Annotated in this window: 14 protein-coding genes, 1 pseudogene and 2 other annotated features; of the genes and pseudogenes, 7 read left to right on the top strand and 8 right to left on the bottom strand. The window is 27.7% G+C overall.

The genetic code is table 11. From position 1 onward, the window contains the following. Nucleotides 1–556: 556 nt before the first annotated feature. From argH to BUA48_RS13465, 4 genes and pseudogenes are all read right to left on the bottom strand, one after another. Nucleotides 557–1,873 carry an argininosuccinate lyase gene (gene argH / locus BUA48_RS13475; RefSeq protein WP_072832587.1) on the bottom strand — a complete coding sequence of 439 codons (1,317 nt, stop codon included), beginning with the start codon at nt 1,871–1,873 and terminating at the stop codon, nt 557–559. Nucleotides 1,874–1,934: 61 nt separating this feature from the next. Then, nucleotides 1,935–2,146, bottom strand: a binding site (T-box leader). 67 nt (nt 2,147–2,213) lie between these two features. Further along, nucleotides 2,214–3,410 carry an argininosuccinate synthase gene (locus BUA48_RS13470; protein WP_072832621.1) on the bottom strand — a complete coding sequence of 399 codons (1,197 nt, stop codon included), beginning with the start codon at nt 3,408–3,410 and terminating at the stop codon, nt 2,214–2,216. A 111-nt stretch (nt 3,411–3,521) separates the two neighbouring features. Further along, nucleotides 3,522–3,736: a binding site (T-box leader), on the bottom strand. A 226-nt stretch (nt 3,737–3,962) separates the two neighbouring features. Further along, nucleotides 3,963–4,154: pseudogene (locus tag BUA48_RS16035) on the bottom strand (IS30 family transposase); the annotation flags it as partial. Between the two features lie 290 nt (nt 4,155–4,444). Continuing rightward, nucleotides 4,445–4,624, bottom strand: coding sequence for a hypothetical protein (locus tag BUA48_RS13465; protein ID WP_072832586.1), 180 nt, complete (start codon nt 4,622–4,624; stop codon nt 4,445–4,447). Nucleotides 4,625–5,328: 704 nt separating this feature from the next. Here BUA48_RS13465 and BUA48_RS13460 point away from each other — a divergent pair. From BUA48_RS13460 to BUA48_RS13435, 6 genes are all read left to right on the top strand, one after another. Continuing rightward, nucleotides 5,329–6,561, top strand: coding sequence for a serine hydroxymethyltransferase (locus BUA48_RS13460; protein WP_072832585.1), 1,233 nt, complete (start codon nt 5,329–5,331; stop codon nt 6,559–6,561). Nucleotides 6,562–7,284: 723 nt separating this feature from the next. After that, nucleotides 7,285–8,583: an ATP-binding protein gene (locus tag BUA48_RS13455; RefSeq protein ID WP_072832584.1), complete on the top strand. Its 1,299-nt coding sequence runs from the start codon at nt 7,285–7,287 to the stop codon at nt 8,581–8,583. A gap of 2 nt (nt 8,584–8,585) precedes the next feature. Beyond that, entirely contained in the window at nt 8,586–9,431 is an 846-nt protein-coding gene (locus BUA48_RS13450) for a response regulator (RefSeq protein WP_072832583.1), read from the top strand. A gap of 1,210 nt (nt 9,432–10,641) precedes the next feature. After that, entirely contained in the window at nt 10,642–11,673 is a 1,032-nt protein-coding gene (locus BUA48_RS13445; RefSeq protein ID WP_072832582.1) for a PTS sugar transporter subunit IIC, read from the top strand. A gap of 485 nt (nt 11,674–12,158) precedes the next feature. Next, nucleotides 12,159–12,902, top strand: coding sequence for a peptidylprolyl isomerase (locus BUA48_RS13440; RefSeq protein ID WP_072832581.1), 744 nt, complete (start codon nt 12,159–12,161; stop codon nt 12,900–12,902). Between the two features lie 630 nt (nt 12,903–13,532). Next, nucleotides 13,533–14,072 (top strand): TDE2712 family protein, encoded by a 540-nt coding sequence (locus BUA48_RS13435; RefSeq protein WP_072832580.1) that lies wholly within the window; start codon nt 13,533–13,535, stop codon nt 14,070–14,072. 658 nt (nt 14,073–14,730) lie between these two features. Here the strand turns inward: BUA48_RS13435 and BUA48_RS13425 are convergent. The 4 genes from BUA48_RS13425 to BUA48_RS13410 form a co-directional block, all read right to left on the bottom strand. Further along, entirely contained in the window at nt 14,731–15,558 is an 828-nt protein-coding gene (locus BUA48_RS13425; protein WP_072832578.1) for a metal ABC transporter permease, read from the bottom strand. Then, a complete protein-coding gene (locus tag BUA48_RS13420; RefSeq protein ID WP_072832577.1) occupies nt 15,558–16,310 on the bottom strand; it encodes a metal ABC transporter ATP-binding protein in 753 nt (250 codons plus the stop codon). The genes BUA48_RS13425 and BUA48_RS13420 overlap by 1 nt, the downstream gene beginning before the upstream one ends. A gap of 96 nt (nt 16,311–16,406) precedes the next feature. Next, nucleotides 16,407–17,303: a metal ABC transporter solute-binding protein, Zn/Mn family gene (locus tag BUA48_RS13415; protein WP_072832576.1), complete on the bottom strand. Its 897-nt coding sequence runs from the start codon at nt 17,301–17,303 to the stop codon at nt 16,407–16,409. Nucleotides 17,304–17,486: 183 nt separating this feature from the next. Then, nucleotides 17,487–17,759: a hypothetical protein gene (locus BUA48_RS13410; RefSeq protein ID WP_072832575.1), complete on the bottom strand. Its 273-nt coding sequence runs from the start codon at nt 17,757–17,759 to the stop codon at nt 17,487–17,489. A gap of 545 nt (nt 17,760–18,304) precedes the next feature. On the opposite strand from BUA48_RS13410, the gene BUA48_RS13405 reads away from it, so the two are divergent. Further along, nucleotides 18,305–18,775 (top strand): hypothetical protein, encoded by a 471-nt coding sequence (locus BUA48_RS13405; protein ID WP_072832574.1) that lies wholly within the window; start codon nt 18,305–18,307, stop codon nt 18,773–18,775. Nucleotides 18,776–18,780 lie beyond the last annotated feature (5 nt).

The following is an 18,780-nucleotide window of genomic DNA, read 5'->3' as shown; positions in this document are numbered from 1 at the left end:
CTTCTTTAAAATAAGTAGTATGTATAAGTTAGCTTATGAAGAGATTAATATAGAAGAGATAGAGGGTTAAGTTCTAAGATTAATTTATTATTACACCTAAATAATTTAATAAGCTTTACATGTAATAAAAATATGATATATGTGGCTTGAGTCTTTAAGGGCTACTTTATTTCAATATTAAAATTATAGGTTAATGATTTATCTATTGTTGCTTTATATTGTATTAAAAAAGAAATAAGAAGATTCTTTGATAAAACATATATTATAAATATAGTTTAGAAAGTTGAAATTTATTACTTAAATTATAAATTGATTTTAAAGATAAATATTTTACGGTATTAAGATTTTTTATAAATAGATCTTAGTTTATCTTATTTGCTTATGACAATTGGAGCGTTATTAGGTTTTGGTTATGCTTAATTTCAATAATAGTTTTTTAAAAAATATTAATAAATAAAGTTAAAACCATTAGAATTGAAATAAAAGTATTATAATGGCTTTAACTTTTGTAAAATCTAAACTCTAGTCCTTAAAGTGAAATTTTAAAAATACATGTTTATAATAAATTCTTTTTAGATCCTTTGTTTAATATATTCTCATAATCTATAAAATCATAGATATCTTTTTTAAATACATCGCTAAACTTAAAAAGTTCATCTAGTTCTAAATCTTCGATAGCCTTGTTATTGTCCTCGCAAAAAATAACTATATTTCCAACAATTTCGTGAGCATCTCTAAATGTAACTCCTTCCTTAACTAAGTAATCTGCAACCTCAGTAGCATTTAAAAAACCATTATTAATAGCTTTTTTCATATTTTCTTCATTTACTTTTAAAGTAGCAATCATTCTTTCCATAATAGAAACACACATTTGAATAGTGTTTACACTATCAAAGAAACCTTCTTTATCTTCTTGCATATCTTTGTTATAAGCAAGTGGCAATCCTTTCATAACAGTAAATAATCCAAATAAATTACCATAAACACGACCTGTTTTTCCTCTTATTAACTCAGCACCATCAGGATTTTTCTTTTGTGGCATTATACTACTACCGGTTGTATATAAATCATCCATTTCTATAAATTTAAACTCTTGACTGCTCCACAATATAAGCTCTTCACTTAATCTACTTAAATGCATCATTATTATTGAAAAATCACTCATAAGTTCAAGTAGATAATCTCTATCACTTACACCATCTATATAGTTTTCTACAACTCTACTGAACCCTAATTTTTCTTTAGGATGTTCTCTATTAATATTATGGGTAGTGCCTGCTAATGCACCACATCCTAAAGGACATTCATCTAATATTTCTAAAGCATTAGCAAGTCTTTTTTCATCTCTATCAAACATGCTATAATAAGCCATTAAATGATGTTTAAATGTTACAACTTGGGCTCTTTGTAAGTGAGTATATCCTGGCATGATTACACAATTTTTGTAAGCAACTTCTTTTAAAGTTGTCTTAAAGTTTTTTATTAAATCTATTATTTCTATAGTACTTTCTTTAGCAAATAATCTCATATCTGTTGCTACTTGATCATTTCTACTACGAGCTGTGTGTAGTTTTTTACCAACTTCACCAATTCTTTTTATTAAGTTTATTTCTATAAAACTGTGTATATCCTCATAGCTACCTTCTAATAATAATTTTTTATTATCTATATCTTGATGAAGGTCTATTAATCCATTAGTTATAGATAGACCTTCTTCCTTTGTTAAAAGATTACACTTTACTTGCATATATACATGAGCAATGCTTCCTTCTATATCCTTTTTATATAATACTTTATCGTAATCAAATGATTTATTAAATTCTTCCATAAGTTTATTTTCTTCTTTTCTAAAACGTCCACCCCATAGTTTCATTAACTTCACCTCGTAATATATTTTATATTTACTAAAATAAAAAAGTCTCCTGGTTATAAAACCAAGAGACGAAAATTTCCGTGTTACCACTCTAATTGATAAGTTATACTTATCCACTCAGTTCTCTTAAGGCGAGATATTCCTAATACCATACTACTAATTCAGGTATTATTCTCCAAAGCTCTCTTCAATATAAACATTATTACTAGACTCACACCAACTCTAGCTCGCTGAAACTTAATTTATATCTACTCTCTTTTTCATAGAATTTATCTTTATTTAATTAAACTTCATTGTATGAATGATGTTTTAATTAGTTGATGTATAATTTTATCTATACTTACTTTTGTTGTAATGATTTTATTTTTAAAGGAAGTGTAAATAAATTTATAAATCCATCTGCATCTTTATGATCATATAATTCACTATCTCCAAATGAAGATATAGATTCATCATATAATGCATTTTCTGTAAAAATACCAGCTGGTTTTATATTACCTTTGTATAGCTTTACCTTTACAGTACCTGTTACATTTTCTTGAGTTTCTTCTATAAAAACATCTATTGATTCTTTTAATTTACTAAACCACATTCCGTTATAGATAAGTTCTGAATACTTATGAGCTATTACTTGCTTATAATGTATTGTATCTTTATCTAGTGTAGCACTTTCTAATATGTTATGAGCTTCATACAGTATAGTACCACCTGGAGTTTCATATATTCCTCTTGATTTCATTCCTACTAATCTATTTTCTAATATGTCTATAACCCCTACACCATGCTTTGCCCCTATGTCATTTAATGTCTTTATTATTTCTACAGGAGAAAGTTGCTCGTTATTTACTTTCTTTGGCTCTCCTTTTTCGAAATAAATCTCTACATATTCTGCTATATCAGATGCTTTCTCAATCGGCATACATTTTTTATATACTAAATCTTCTTTGTGCTCATTCTTTAAATCTTCTATATCTCCACCTTCTGTTGAGATATGGAATAAATTTGCATCTACAGAGTAAATTTTTTCTTTAGTTACTGCAACCTCAATATTATTTTTATTAGCATAGTCTATTGCATCTTCTCTAGATTTTATATTCCATAATCTCCATGGAGCTATAATTTTTATACTTGGATCAAGGGCTGATATTGAGGCTTCAAATCTTACTTGATCATTTCCTTTTCCTGTACAACCATGGCATATATATTTTGCATTTTCTTTATGAGCTATTTCAACTAATCTTTTAGCAATTATAGGTCTAGCTAAAGATGTTCCAAGTAAATATTTATTTTCATATTTTACCTCAGACTTTATGGCTTTAAATACTGCTTGCGTTACAAATTCTTCACTTAAATCTTCTATATAAGCTTTACTTGCACCACTTCTTAAAGCTTTTCCATAAATTTCATCCATATCTTCCTCTTGACCTACATTTGCACATACTGCTATAACATCGATATCGTAATTTTCTTTTAACCAAGGTATGATTATTGACGTATCCAATCCGCCAGAATATGCTAGTACAACTTTTTCTTTAATTTTCATTTTAAATTTCCTCCTAATATAATTTAAGAAGGTATATTTTAATAGGCCTAAATAATCTATATCTTCTGATAAATTTGGGTATTAAAAAAGCCTCTTAGCAAAACACTAAGAGGCGAATTTATCGCGATACCACTCTAATTAATAAGTAAACTTATTATCTCATATCTTTAAGGCAGATTAAACCAACTATTCTACTATAAATAAAATGTTCAAATAGTTTTCTCCAAAGCTCTCTTCATTTAAACTTCTTTGCTAAGCTTCCACCGTCCTTAGCTCTCTATAAAATACATTTAAACTACTCTCTTCTTCACTGAATTTTAAGTATTTACTTTGAAAATGATTCTATCATACTATTTTAATTTATGTCAATATATTTTTTTTAGATATATTCTTAATGGCTATAACTATTTATTAAGGTACTAATTGTTTATAGTTTTTCCTTTCGAAATAAAACCACGTATTACTCCATTATTACGTTTATTAGTTTCATTTTCAAATGAAGGGTGTGAATGTGTAAAGTATACGGTTGTATCTGCTATATATTCTAAGGAGTTTAAACTTGAGGTAGCAATTCTTACGATTGTTTCGGTAAATAGCTTCACTGGTATATGCAAGATACATCTTAATAGAGTTTCCTTGCTTAACTTGTGTAGTCGTACCACGGCGGATTTTATTTAAAAGAGTGTTAATTGGGAGATTTAGCTCCTTCGCTATCTTATAAGCTGAAAATCCATTTTGAAAAATCAACTAGCATAACAGATTATATTTAAAATTAAGAAGCCTTATAAAGAAGAAATACGCTGAGGTATATATTGAGGTTAAGAAGTTTAAGGAAGAGAAATATGAAGATATATATTGAATTAAGAAGATTTAAAGGAAAAAGATAAATATATTATAAAGAGAGTATTATATAACAACACAAATTCATGTATAAACGTAAAATATGAGTATATAAAATAAAAAGAGATTATATGAAGGAATGATACCTTCACATAATCTCTTTTTCATTAAATTAAAACTTAAACTATTTAAGAATAACTTTCTAATACTTTAGTCAATCTGTCTAGCTCTGCTATAAGATCATCAAGATTTTCGTAGCTAACACCTGTGTTTAATCCAGTTGGACTATCTTCATTTAAAATTGACTCTAGAGATGTTAATGTCTTTTCGATTGCTTCTTTAGCTTTTATGTACTTTTCTCTATCCATATTAAAGTCTCCTTTTAAGCCTGTGACCTTATATTCAAAAGCTGAAATAGTAGCTTTTTGCCATGGCTTTCATAGTTTTAATTTAATTATATAATATATACTTTCTTATTTAAATAATTTTTATTATGAATTTAGCTCATTAATATGATTTAGAATTAAGTAGACATAAAATAAGCGTATTTGATATAATATATTTGTAGATAATAATTATCTATTAAAACAGATTGATTAGATAAAAGTGATTTACAAGGATATAGAAAAAGTTTAAAAGATAGAGAGAAGTTAATAAGTAAGAGTGAGGATGTTCAAAATATAGAAAAAGGTTAACATGTATAGGTTAATAGTTTTAAAAATAGATAATAGTTAAGAAGCAGGGTTAAAGAAATTGAAGAAATATATACATACTAATAAGTAAGATAGAACAGATAAAATGCTTAGGTATAAAAGGATATATAGAAGAGTTTTAAGACATATATAAGAATTAAGAGGGCTTAGAAAGTTTAAATATTATAAGATTTTTAGAATATAGTGAGATTTAGTATAGGTATTGATAAAAATTCCTTAATATTATAATTTTTTTATAAAAATTTAAGGTGCATTTAATTTACATGTGTGATAAAATAACAATATTTACAATGAGATAAAGTAAAAGAGCGATTCTTTCTAGGTCAGTTGGTCGAACTATTTAATAGGAGGGGTTTCAAATGAAATTAGAAAATGTGAAAAGAGTAGATAATGAAATTTACGAGGCTATTTTACAGGAGAGAAGTAGACAGGAAGAGAAGATTGAGCTTATAGCATCAGAAAACTTCACTAGTGAGGCTGTTACAGAGGCTATGGGGTCTATATTGACTAATAAATACGCTGAGGGGTATCCACATAAGAGATATTATGGTGGTTGTGAGTATGTGGATATTGTTGAGGACTTAGCTAGAGATAGGGCAAAGGAATTATTTGGCGCAGAACATGCCAATGTTCAACCACATTCAGGATCACAGGCTAATATGGCTGTTTACTTTGCTATATTAGAACCAGGAGATAAGGTATTAGGTATGGATTTATCTCATGGTGGACATTTAACTCATGGTAGTCCGGTTAATTTTTCAGGAAAGCTTTATGAGTTCCATTCTTATGGTGTTGGAGAAGATGGACATATAGATTATGAGAATTTAAGAAACATAGCTAAAGAAGTATCTCCAAAGCTTATTGTAGCAGGAGCTAGTGCTTACTCTAGAATAATAGATTTTAAGAAGATTAGAGAGATATGTGATGAAGTAGGGGCTTATATGATGGTTGATATGGCTCATATAGCTGGATTAGTTGCTACAGGGCTTCATCCAAATCCAGTACCTTATGCAGATTTCGTTACTACAACTACTCATAAAACACTTAGAGGTCCAAGAGGTGGTATGATTCTTTGTAAGGAGAAGTATGCTAAGGATATTGATAAGGCTATCTTCCCAGGAATTCAAGGTGGACCACTTATGCATGTAATAGCTGCTAAGGCTGTGTGTTTTAAAGAGGCTATGAGTGAAGAATTCAAAGCTTATCAAAGAGAGGTTGTGGATAATGCTAATGCATTAAGTGAAGCCTTAAAAGAATTTGGATTCTCAATTGTTTCTGATGGAACAGACAATCATTTATTACTTATAGACTTAACTAATAAGGATATAACAGGTAAGGATTGTGAGATTTTATTAGATAGCATAGGGGTAACTGTTAATAAAAATACAGTGCCAAATGAGCAAAGAAGTCCATTTGTAACAAGTGGTATCAGAGTAGGTACAGCTGCTGTTACAACTAGAGGATTCGGAATCAGTGAAATGAAGGAAATAGCTAAGATAATAAATTTAGCTGTAGAGAATAGAGAAGGTAACCTTGAGGAAATTAGTAACATGGTTAAGAATTTATGTAGTAAGTTTCCTTTATATAAATAATATGATTTTAAGTAATAAGAATTAATTATTAAAGATAATATATGTTCTTCTGAGAAGTGATGATTATATTAAGTATGATTCACTTCTCTTTTATTTTCATGTACTTTTTTAGAGTGGAGTCTATTTTTACTTCTTTACTAGAAGAATATATGCTTAGCTAATTTTAAAACAGATATATAGTTTGCTTAAAAATAAGGATAGAGGTTTAGTTTATTTAAAGTAGGAAGATGTATTTAGATTATTTTAAAACATACTATATATAGTTTGTTTTTGAGGAATATATAATTTTAGATATTTTGAAGTAGAATATATACTTAGAAATAGTTTAAATAAATTTAATTATTGGAATATTTATTGAGGAATATTTTACATACTTAGAATAATGATGATAAAATATAAGGAGATGTATTTAATTAGACTAAATGTAAATAAGGGATTTTTATGTGCATATATCAATAAAAAATTCTTTTTATATTTAAAGTTAGTTAAAGTATATATCTTGCATTAAATAAACTTCATTCATGTTTTAATAGGATAGAAAATTTAATATTTAATATACCATGATGTAGATGTAATATTACAAAGTATATACATACATTCAATAATTATTTTTCAGTAAGGCTAGAATTGATTATTATTTAAGGTCTCTACCTTTCAATAAGATTGTAGCGAATTAATTTAAACTTATATGATTTACATAAGAAGGGCAAAGGAGTAATAAAAATGGATAACTTACAACTAGAAGATAGAGGTGGAGGGTTAAAACTTACTTTTTTAGTTGCTACTATTTTGGCTATAATATCTCAAATAAAGGTTAGTTTATTTATATCGGATTTTGATATATCCATAGCTATAATTCTCTTTCCACTATTATTATATATTTTTGACGATTTAAATATTATTAGAACGGCTATTTTAACAGCTGTATTTGTATATGTTTTAAAGGTTAGTATACATGCTTTTAATTATGGAGGTGTTGTGGAAGGAATAACTACATATTTCCCGGAAATATTCTTTTATATATATTATGGGATTTTCTTTAAGCTGTATAAGAAGTTTGATCCTACTCTTAAATTGAAGTATTTGTTCATAGGATTTTTAGGTATAGACTATTTTTCAAACTTAGTAGAGTTAACTATAAGAACGGATGGGCATATCTTTCATCTTAAGTTGCAGTTAGGATTAATTGGTGTTGCTATAGTAAGGTCATTTTTAGTTTGGGTTGCATTATATGCAATGGAATACTATAATATATTCTTGCTACGTAAAGAACATGAGGATAGATATAAAAAACTATTATCTTTAACTTCAAAATTGAAAAGTGAAATGTTTTGGATGGAAAAAAACATGCACCATATAGAGTCTACTATGACAGAAGCATATACCTTATTTGAAAATATTAAAAAAGATAAAAATTATGATACTTGGGCAAGCTCAGCTTTAAATATAGCTAGAGATATACATGAGGTAAAAAAGGAATATGGATTAGTGGTTCGAGGGCTTCAGGAAGCCGTTGAAAATAACTTACATGATGAAGGAATGTATTTCAATGAATTAGTAAGTATTCTTAAAAGTGCAATGGAGAGTGATGGAATAATATCAGATGATAAAATAAAGTTTAGCTTTATTTTAAATCAGGATTTTTTTACAAATAAACATTATTATTTAATGTCTATTTTTAGAAATATAATTACTAACTCCATAGAAGCTATGAAAAATAGAGATGAAGAAGATATAGATAGATATATTAGATTTACTCATGAATATGATAAGGTTAATCATATTTTCATAATTGAAGATAATGCTGGTGGTATAAAGAAAAAATACTTGGAGAGTATCTTTCATCCAGGGTTTTCTACTAAAATAAATTATGATACTGGAGAAATAAATAGAGGACTTGGATTAAGTTTGGTAAGGGATATAGTTCAAGAAAGTTTAAATGGGAAGATTGAGGTAATGTCAGAAGAAGATTTAGGAACTAAGTTTATAATAACAATTCCTAAGGAGGAACTGGAGGGGTAAAGATGAAAATATTTTTAGTTGATGATGATAGCAATGTTATAAATATACTTACAATGATAATTGAGGATAGAGATCTTGGCGAAGTTATAGGAAGCTGTAACAATGGTATTGATGCAATACAAGATATAATAGATTTAAAGCCTGATATAGCTATAGTAGATTTGTTAATGCCTAATAAAGATGGAATTGCTGTGGTTAACGAATGTAGGGAAGCTGGTAGCAACACTAAGTTTATAATGCTTTCGCAGGTTAATAATAAGGAAATGGTAGCAAAGGCTTATGAAAAGGGTGTAGAATTTTACATACATAAACCTGTAAATGCCATAGAAGTTGAGCAAATCATGAAGAAGGTTATAGAGTATATTGATGCTCAAAAAAAGTTATATAAGATACAAAACATCTTTAGTGATGATAGGATACAAGGAGGCTTCTCAAGCAGAGAGGATACTTCTAGTTATGTAACTAGAATAAAGGCTATTCTTCAAAAATTAGGTATAATGGGTGAGATAGGAAGTAAGGATATAATACAGGTTATTGAGTATCTTATAGAGAATAATCAAAATGCTAACGATTATACAATGAGAGAATTATGTACTTTATTTACTGATACACCTAAATCAATGGAGCAAAGAATAAGAAGAGCTGCTACAGTTGGTATGATTAATATGGCAAACCTAGGTATAGAAGATTACATGAATGAAATATTTATTGAATACTCTAATGGTTTATATAATTTTGAACAAATAAAAAGAGAGATGGACTACATAAGAGGCAATACGGTTTTAAGAGGAAAGATAAATATAAAGAAATTTATAAATGGAATTATATTTTATAGTGAGAAGGTGTAATTTAAATATCTAATAAACAATCTTCATTGTATTTAGAGGTAAGATTCACTATAGAATAAATGTAACTATTATTTAAATGTGGAATATTAATTAAAACTTATATATTAAGCTAAATCTAGAAGGTTAAAGAATACATAACATATAAAATTTAATATAAAGAAAAAACCAAGTTCTAAGGAGCTTGGTTTTTTTCTTTGAAAATAAGATTAATGAATAAGCAATTAATTAGTAAGGGAATAAGTATGTTTTAAGTATTTAAGTAAGTAATTGAAGTGGTAAAGTAATTAAGAAGTTAAAGTAACTGAGTAATAAAATAAATTGATAAATTGAAGAAGCTAAAGAAGTTAAAGAAATTAAAGTAATTCAGCAATCAAAGTAATTAATAAGTTAATAAGAGAATAAAAATTGTTTCAAGTTGTTAAGTAAGTATTAAAATCATGGAAAAGTTCCATAAAATAATAGCCATAATAAAAACTCTAGTGGATATACTAAAAATAATTTCAGGTGATATATAGTCTAATAGACAATTGATAAGCATTAATAAAGTTGCTTTTGAATTAAGGAGTGTATTATTGGATTCAATTGTTTGTGAATAGAGACTTTGAAGTCAAAAAAATGAAATTTAATTTGATTCAAAAGTCATTTCATGAAGTTATGGGAAAATTATCACTAAAAAAGTCGAAAAAAGATTCATTATGAGAAATCTTTAAATATAATAAAAAAATTATAATATGAAAGTCGATGTTATGAGTTTATTTTTATCATATAATGATTTATTTTTTATTACAAACCTTCAATTATTAAAAAAATCAATAGAAAAACAACAATTGATTAAATATTCTAAACAACTTATTGAAGTTTAATGAGGTAATTAGTAGTTAGGCAGTATACTTTAATTATATTGTTATTAAAAAAACAAAGTTTAACTTTATGTAATTATTTCAAAAGAATTATGTAATAATAATCTTTCAGTTTTATGAAGATTTAAAAACATAAGTCTGAAAATTCCAAAAAAGTGGGAAGTATTAAGTTATGTTAAGTAGTATTTCGAAAAATGTAAGTTTTTAATTAAAAAATTTCAAATGTTATTATAACAAAAAAATAAAAAAAAAGAACAAATTTGTTAAATAAATATCAAACAGGGGTGTGTTTTTTTAATAATAATAGTTGATTTCTTTTAAAAAAATCTAATTTAAAGGGAGGATCATTTATGTTTACTATTGTTAAAGGGATTGGATTATTAATTTTCACTTTAGTATTATTCTCATTATTTACATTAAAAATGCCTAAAGGGCAAAAGGCTATGTCAGGATTAGCTAATGCTGCGGTTGCAACATTCCTAGTTGAGGCTATCCATAGATATGTATGTGGAGATTTACTACACATCAGCTTTTTAGGTGAAGTTGGTGCTGCATCAGGTAGTATGGGTGGTATAGCAGCAGTTATACTTGTTGGACTTAGTGTAGGAATAAACCCAGTATATGCTGTAGCAGCAGGTGTTGCAGTTTCAGGATACGGAATTCTACCAGGATTTATAGCTGGTTATATAGTTGCTTTAATTTCCCCATATGTTGAAAAAGCTTTACCAGAAGGTTTAGACCTTATTGTTGGTGCTTTATTAATGGCTCCATTAGCAAGACTTATAGCAATGGGATTCAACCCAATTGTTGATGCTACTTTACTTAATATTGGAGGAATGATTTCAGTTGCTGCTGAACAATCACCAATAGTTATGGGATTCCTTTTAGGTGGTATAATGAAGATGATTTGTACATCTCCACTAAGCTCAATGGCTTTAACTGCAATGTTAGGTCTTCAAGGATTAGCAATGGGTATTGCAGCAATCGCTTGTGTTGGTGGTTCATTTACAAATGGATTAATATTTAAGAAATTACATCTTGGAGATAACAGTAATGTTATGGCAGTTATGTTAGAGCCTTTAACTCAGGCGGATATAGTAACAGCTAACCCTATTCCAATATATTGTTCAAACTTCTTCGGAGGCGGACTTGCTGGTCTTTCAGCTGCATGTTTTAAAATAATAAACAATGCGCCTGGTACAGCATCACCTATTCCAGGTTTAATAGCTCCATTTGGATTCAATGATCCTAAGAAAGTTGTTTTAGCAATTGTATTTGCTATCTTAGGTGGATCTTTAGCAGGATTTGTTGGTGGTACTGTATTTAAGAAGATGGGTAAAAAACCTGTAGAAGTAAAAGAGAATGTTACTCAAGCTTCATAATATTGTTTATATAAGTTATAATTAGATAACTTAATAATATATAGATAAATTTTGTATACAGGCAAATTTTAAGCTCAAGTTATTTTTTTAGTCTGAAATGTTTAAAAATTTATGAAAGTATAAATTTTTAATAAATGACTATAATAACTTGAGCTTTATTTTTATAGAGAGAAGTAAATTAGACAAGAAAAGAGTTTTCTGATATCATCTATATTAATATGGAAAATAGGCTTAATTTTAGATAATATATAAGATACATAATATATGTAGAGTTTCTCACATGAAAGTATTATAAAGCTTTAAAGATATAAATTTAGTAAGTGTTCTAAATTTATAGTTATTAAATATATTTAAGATATTGATATAAAGTTTTATGAAGTAAACTATATATTGTAAAAATAGTTATATGTTATAATAAGTCTAGCTTTTATTATAAATACGAATCTTAGTGATGTATCACTAGAGATATTAAAGGAGAGTTAAAAATGAGCAAAGTTATAGCTAAAGTTAATGGTAGAGAAATAACACAAACTGATATGGAAGTATTACTTTCAGGATTACAACCACAGGTTGCAGCTCAATTCTATTCACCAGAAGGTCAAGAAAGACTTTTAGAAGAGTTAATAAATCAAGAATTATTATATACAGATGCTGTTGATAGTAATTATGAGGCTGAAGAAGAATTTATTAAAGAAATGGAACAAGTTAAAGCTAACGTATTAAAGCAATATGCTTTAAGAAAAGTTCTTAACGAAGCTAAAGTTTCTGATGAAGAAATCGAAGCACACTACAATGAAAATAAAGAGCAATTTGTTCAACCAGAAATGGCTAAAGCTAGTCATATCTTAGTTGAAACTGAAGAAAAAGCTAATGAATTATTAGCAAAAATTAAAGAGGGAGCTTCTTTTGAAGAAATGGCACAAGAGCACTCTACTTGTCCATCAAGCCAAGCTGGTGGAGATTTAGGTGAATTCCCAAGAGGAAGCATGGTTCCAGAATTCGAAGAAATGACATTCTCTATGACTCCAGGTGAGGTAAATGGACCAGTTAAAACTCAATTTGGATATCACTTAATCAAATTAGTAAGCAAAACAGATGCTGCTCCTAAGAGCTTTGAAGAAGTTAAAAACAACATAGCTCAACAATTATTAGGTAAGAAGCAACAAGAAGCTTACATGGCAAAAACAGCTGATTTAAAAGCTAAAGCAAACATTGAAATAGTAAAATAGTATTTTAGGGAGTTATTACACTGTGTAATTATACATAGGAGTGATAGCTCCTTTTTATTATGTTGTAATATTAAGTCGGAAGAAGTTAAAAATATACAAAGAGGTAAAAGAGCTCATTTTTATTATGTTGTAATATTAAGATTATAGTAGCTTATATTGATATTCTTAAGACTAGAAATATAAGTGAGTATAAAGATAATAATGTAAGTAATCTTAAGGATAATATATAGGGCAACTTATGTAATGTTAAAACAATATATATTTAATATTGAACCACATGTATTTAAATTAATAAATTTAAATATAGTAGAATTAAAGTTGACTTAATACATAAATTACTAAAAAATTCATGTCATGTATTATAACATGTAATACAAAAATATTAAGAAGGATACTAATAAATTGGTTATATGTTTTACCTTTCTTTAAGTCTCAAAATACAAGGAAATTAAGTGTATGCAGTTAAAATAAGCCATTACTTTAAAATAGAACTATATAACTCCTGATTTAGCAGACAATTACTAATATTTTTAATTGTTTGTTGAATAAGAAGGGCATAAGGTATATAATTTTTAGTGAGTATTAAAATACTAACCTTATTTACAAAGTAGTCTCAGGGGGAAAAAACTGATGTTAAAAACAATAAAATTAAACTTAGAAGCTATAGAAGTAATGAACTACTTCTGGCAAGCAGCAAGTGAAAAAGAAAATGTTTCTGAGAAATTTTTTCACGATGTAGGACAAATGACTGCTATGACTTGTATATATGATGACGAGTTTAATGCAGAATCAGTGAGAAGAGTACTTAGTGCTATTAAAAACAGAGAGCCATTAACAGGTAACCAAAAGGAAAGAAGATTCTGGAACTTCAACATGTGGATCATGGAAGACATGGAGTACAAGGATTCTATGATAGTTCCAGTTAAAAAGCTTAATGTAGATGCTTTAATTGCTAAAGTAAATGAAGCAGTTAAAGATGCAAAACATGAAGACGTTGAAATAGTTTTCTCACCAATGTTTAGTGAAGATTACTTAATAAAAGGCAACAAGTTATTAATCAACTTCTTTATGGTTAGACCAAGTGATATAGATGATTCTTCTTTCAATATTAAAGATAGAGATGTAAAAGAATTTATCCTAGAAAAACTTGTAGAATTAGAGTCTAAATAATAAGATTTAAGTTAAAACTATTTAAGTAATAACTCTCTTATTGTTTATGATAAGCTTAAACCAATTTATTGCCTAAATTGATTTAACAAGGACTGTTTAATTAGTGATTTTCATATCATTAATGTGGCAGTCCTTTTGCTTTTATTAAGATATACTTTGTTTTTACTATGTAATATTTAATTAATAAAAGTGTCCTATAAAGCAAAATCTTATTTGAAGGAGGTGAAGGAAATAAAAAGGGGATATGTATTAAATAGTGCTATAAGCTTTTTTAGTATATTAATTGTAATAGGGGTGCTGCTATCCTCAATACTTCATGTACCTAAAGAAGCTATAGAGACCATTTATTTATTCTTAATTTTTGGTGTGTTATTAATACTTAATGTTGCCAATTGCTCATCTTACTTAACTAGATGCTATGTGAATCTTAAGACTTCTAAGGAAAAGAATCGATCTAATATATCAATTATAATCTACAGTATTATAAATGCTGTGTTTATCTTATTTTTAATATATAGCTTAATACTACTATATATAGCTTTTTAAAATGAATTTAATATGACTTAGAATATGGGAATATGAAATAAAAAGAGCTTAAACATATAGTGTAGTTAAAAACTATATGTTTAAGCTCTTTACTTATTTAAGCAGTTTATTGCTAATTATTGCAGTGTTTAGATTTTAGTATGAATTTTTTAATCATATAAGCTATGAAGTAGGATATAACTGTTATTAAGATTATAGATGATCCTGAAGGTATATTTAAGGTGTAGGATACCCATAAGCCTGTTAAACAGAATACCATTCCAAGTATAGATGATAGTATCATCATGGTCTTTAGATTGAAGGTAAAGAGTTTAGCTATTGCTGGTGGAGTAGTTAACAATGCCATAACAAGTATAATTCCAACAAGTCTAAGTAATATAACGATTGTTAAAGCAACAAGTATAAATAGTCCATATTCTAATGCCGTTGTTTTTACACCTATAGTAAAAGCAAACTCATCATCAAATAAATAAGCTTTAATTGTGTTAAAGAACATAACTATACTAAGTACTATAATAACATCCATACCAAACATTAACTTGGCATCAAATCTAGATACGTTTAAAATATCTCCAAAGAGGTAAGAATTCATATCTGGTGGATATCCAGGTGTTAGCCCTACAAACAATATTCCAAGAGCCATTCCTAAAGCCCAAAACATACCTATAATACTATCTGTATTAGTTTTAGTTTTTCTATTAATTGTAGTAATGCTTATTGCAGAACCAACACAGAAGACTAAGGCTCCTATTATTGGCTCTATGCCTAGAAAGTACCCAAGCCCTACACCACCAAAGGCTGTATGAGCAATACCTCCACTCATCATTACTAATTTCTTTTCTACTATAATTGTACCAATTATTCCACAGGCAATACTTGCTAGTATTGCACTAATTACTGCATTTTGAAGAAAGGGATATTTAAATAGTGATTCTAGCATTAACATTTCCTCCTTATGTTTCTTTCTTTTAAGGAAATTAAGTTCTTTATAGAAGTACCGTAAAGTTCCTCTGAAACTGTATTGTTTAATTCTGCTTTACCATAGTACTTAAGTGTCTTATTAATACAGGCTAAGGTAGAGCTATTATTTTGTATATTACCAATATCATGGGTAACAAGCACGATTGTTTTATCCTTATTCAAATCCTTTAAGATAGAATATATATCTTCACTTGCCTTTGAATCTAAACTAGCTGTTGGTTCATCTAATATAAGGATTTTAGGGTTTAAAGCAAGAGCTCTTGCAATTAAAACCTTTTGAAGTTGTCCTCCAGAAAGTTCACCTATTTGTCTTTTACCTAAGTCTGTAATATTAAGTCTTTCTAAAATCTCAGAAACTAGCATTTTATCTAATTTAGAATGTCTATGAAATAAGTGACTTTTATTAGCTAAGGTTGAGGATAATATAACTTCCTCTACACTTATAGGAAAGGATTTATCAAACTTTGAAAACTGAGGGACATATCCTATGATTCCATGAGCTTCCTTTGGTGATTTACCGGCTATAAGTATTTCTCCATTTGTTATAGGGATCAATCCTAATATGGATTTTAAAAGTGTACTTTTACCTCCGCCATTTGGACCAACTATGGCTAAAAAGTCATTTTCAAGTATATTCATATTTACATCATAAAGAGCGCAGTGCTTATCATAATGTACATGAAGGCCTTTAATATTTATAATAGTTTCCATGATACACCTCCTTTATCTTTTAGTTATCTTAGAACTTAAATAACTTCAGAAGCATGGTAGTCCTCTGAAGTTATCTTTAGAATTAATTATTGAAATTTATTTTTTTACTTTTAAAAATGTATCAGTCATTTTCTTTAAGTTATCTATATAGTTAGGTGCTAAGGGTTCAACCATTTCAGTAACACCACCAATAGATTCAGCGAAGGATTTAGCTTGCTTGCTATCAACTTCAGCTTGATAGAATATAACCTTTATATCTTCCTTTTTAGCAAAGTCTATTAAATCTTGTAGAGTATGAGGAGTAGCTTCCTTACCTTCTTCTTCTAAGGCATGCATAGTTATTCCGTAGTCCTCAGCATAATAGTTAAATGCAGGATGATATACTATTATATTTTTGTTATCTAATTTATCGATACTAGAACGAATTTCATTATCTAATTCTGTAAGCTTAGCATTGTAGTTTTTAGCATTTTCTTCAAAGGTAGCTTTATGCTCAGGTAATAAAGTTGATAATTCACTTGCTATAGTGTCCACCATAACTTTAACTCTTTTTGGTGATAACCAAATATGAGGGTCTCTACTACCAGGTGCAAATTCTAAATCCTTATATTCCTTAGAGACTGCTTTATCTAAATTAACTACTTTAAGATCCTTATTAAAATCAGAAATCTTAGGCATAATATTGTTTTCTTCTGCTGGCACACCTATAGCAAAGTATAAGTCAGCTTCACTAAATTTTTGCATATCTTTAGGTGTAGGTGAATAGCTTTCTGCACTTTGAGAAGGTGGAATTAATGTAACTATATCTACTAAATCTCCAGCTACTTCTTTTACAAAGGTTTCTTCAGGAACTATAGACACCGCAACAACAGGTTTTGCATTAGTTTTGTCCTTAGCATTAGAATCTTTATCCTTATTACAACCAGTGATAAATGACATAATAAAGACAAGAGTTAATGCAAAAATTATGCTTTTATTAAATTTTTTGAACATAAGTAATCCTCCTATTTCTATAAGAAATATTTGTATATAAAATTACTACTTATATTATTTACATATAATTATCGGTACTTGTAATTTTTATAAATAATATTTAATTATACAACCATTAAAATTATTGTCAAATAAAGAGGAGCTTATACTCTATTATTAGTAAATTTTTCAAATGTATCTTTCTCAATAATTCAATCTATCATTTAGACTCTCAAGTCTCTTATGAAGTAAATCCAATTTTTTATAACAGCTATCCAGTTCATTTGTAATTAAAGTATTGTTTTTATGTGCAGAATAAGATAGTGTACCTATTTTAATAAAAAGCTTGGTTATGTCTTCTTCCACTTGTATTATAGAATAATTTAATTTCATTTTATCAACTGTGTCCTTGGATTGTTGAGAGGTTATTTCGTTTAAAGTCCTTTTTATTGCTGAAAGGTCAATAGAATCTTTCACTTTTCACACCCCTTAGATAGTTTTATACGTAATATTTTATTATTTTAATATGAAAATAATAACCTTAAATTAAAAAGAGCTATGTTCATAATAAGATTAACAAATTTTAGGGGGGTATTAGATTCAAGAATATTTTGTAAGACAATAAATGTATATTTATATAAAAAAAATATAAATATTAACTAATATTACTTTATTAATATTAAAAGGTTAACATTGTAAAAAAAGTTATGTTATACTTATGGAGCAAGCTAATACCTTTAGGTAATACGTAGTATATAGGTCTTCAATAAGAAAACTAATTATTAATTTTGAGTTAAATGTAAAATTTATAGAGGAAATAAATAATGAACATAATGTAAAAATAATAGAAGTTATTAAGCTTAAGTTTAATAGTATAGTAATTTAGTAATATTAAAAAATAAATAAAATCTAATATATAGATTAAACGTTTGCTTTATACTTTTATGGGTTTTCTTATTAGTTAGGATAAATATGATATGTATATGACTTAATAGGATGCAAAAAAAAGGAGGCATATATTTATGAAAAAAATTTTAAGTTGCATTATAATTACTTCTATGGTATGCACTATGAGTCCTAAGTTAACTGTAAATGCAGAAACTATCGATACAAATGATAAGTATATAGTACAAACTAGAGAGTTTAATCAATGGGATCGTTCATTTGTTGATTTTACATTTGATGTGTCTAGTAGAAAAATGACTGAAAAATTAGTGACTAGTGCTGTAATTCAAGCAGCAGGTACAGGAATTGGTTACTTAGGAGGTCCAGGAACGGGTATTGCTGGTAGTGCAGTAGCAGCTGCTATATCTTCATATGCAACTGATTGTATTGAAAACAACTATAATAAATTTGGATTAACAGGATATGGTACAGTAATTGTAGGGAGATATAAGTCTAAGTTGGTAGTTGGGGTATATTTCTATTCAGATTCAGGAAGAAGAAATTTAGTCTATTCTAACACATATAAAAGCACTGGTTTTCCGGTTTAAAATAT

Origin of the sequence: Clostridium collagenovorans DSM 3089, assembly GCF_900130005.1 — a bacterium.
In the GTDB taxonomy this organism is placed as follows: domain Bacteria; phylum Bacillota; class Clostridia; order Clostridiales; family Clostridiaceae; genus Clostridium_D; species Clostridium_D collagenovorans.
Note: the sequence above shows the minus strand (reverse complement) of the source record. Positions and strands in the feature narration are given on the sequence as shown.